At 45.5% G+C, this 1542-nt stretch carries 2 protein-coding genes; both read right to left on the bottom strand.

Annotated elements, in window-relative coordinates; all coding sequences use genetic code 11:
- Positions 1-275 precede the first annotated feature (275 nt).
- Positions 276-833, bottom strand: a complete 558-nt coding sequence (locus V7K56_RS33995; protein WP_334918083.1) for a hypothetical protein — start codon at positions 831-833, stop codon at positions 276-278.
- A gap of 34 nt (positions 834-867) precedes the next feature.
- Positions 868-1164 (bottom strand): hypothetical protein, encoded by a 297-nt coding sequence (locus tag V7K56_RS34000; RefSeq protein WP_334918085.1) that lies wholly within the window; start codon positions 1162-1164, stop codon positions 868-870.
- Positions 1165-1542 lie beyond the last annotated feature (378 nt).

Here is a 1542-nt window from a genome sequence, read left to right on the forward strand (position 1 = left end):
AACTGTTAGGACACAATAAAAGTGTAATTTTTTTCGGTGCGTCTTATTTTGTTTCTTCCATCCATAACGGAAGCGAGCGCGTCAGTAAACAGCTTTTGTCACTCTGGGAAAATAAAAATAAAAGCTAAATCTTCAACCCTAAATCTTCAACCATAGATATAACGGGCATTTTAGCGTTTATTTTCTAACAGAATGCTTCAAATCAAGGTTTTTGGTAAAAGTCTTATGCTGTAAGCATCCCAGATTATTCTCTCCCGAAAGTGACAAAAAAGGGATTAAAGTGTGTCAAAGACGAGCCAATCTTGAACACCTTGCGTCTTCAGAACTGTTTCTGCCTGGTGAATTTCATCGTTCGTTCCCTTAATCACGATCAGATATTCTCCTTGCGCTAACCGCTCCCGGTAGTGCCTTATCTGTTCGTCTGAGATGTTTGTTCCGATCGCACCTCCAAGGATTGCACCTGCCACAGCTCCATAAAAGGTTCCGGTCGCAAGTCCCACAGAAGCGGCTTCTGCGGCTAAGACAATCGAGCCAACTCCTGGAACTGCCAGGGTTACGAGTTCAGCTCCTAAAACACCGACAATCCCGCCCCAACCCCCAGCATCTAAAGCACCATGCTCAATTCGCTCGATTGTGCGGTGACGAGCAAATTGGTCTTCAGACTGTACCCTTGGCTCCAATGGCTTCAGCGTCGCCTCGTTTGAGTCACCGTGCTGGGCAACGACTGAGACGTTGTGCATGGGAAAATTAGCGGCTTTGAGTTGACTGAGGGCTGTCTCGATGTGTTGGCGATCGGGAAATGTCCCAGCTGCATTTTTGTGTTCTACTGCCATCTTGAATCTCCTGGCTGAAGGTTAATAATTGCAATTAGTTGCCAAAGATTAGCTTCTTTGTATTCTCCGTGATGCCATAGGTATACTCACGCTGGTCACCCCACGGTTCAACATGAACCATGCCAGTTGCATCCACCTCAGTATACATAGACTGAGCCTCGATCCCTCGCACGCGATCGCTCAGCCAGTCCGCTACCATTGTGTACGCTTCCGGTCCTAGCTGTCCGGCACGGCTTTTGTGCATACCGTGGTCTTCGCCCTCATAGAAGATCAAAGATTTAGCACCCGTCAGGCTGTTGAGAAAGTCAAAGGTATAGTGGGAATCGCTCAATTGGTCGTCCTCACCTGCTGCGACCAGGAATGGACACTTGATCTGCAAAGCAAGCTTGGAGACGTCGAGTTTCTCAACAAGCTGGTCAACTCACATCTTGCACCTAACCGGATAAACCTGTAAAAGATAAATAAAGAGCGCAAAATATAACAGTAAAACAAGAATATTGCTGAAATCTCAAAAGTAAATAATCAAACTAATTCAAGCCGTAATACTACATAGAGAGCTTTGAAAACGACAAGATGCTGAGATGAGGCATTCTGCCTCATCTTAGAGTGCGATCCTCATATCTTGGACGTGTAAATATGGATGTCAAAACCACAACTACGTGTAAGAGGAATTAATCGTTCGATCTCAAGTAAAAGAAGAGACACGACT

The sequence above is a fragment of the Nostoc sp. genome (assembly GCF_036917535.1).
Taxonomy (GTDB): domain Bacteria; phylum Cyanobacteriota; class Cyanobacteriia; order Cyanobacteriales; family Nostocaceae; genus Nostoc.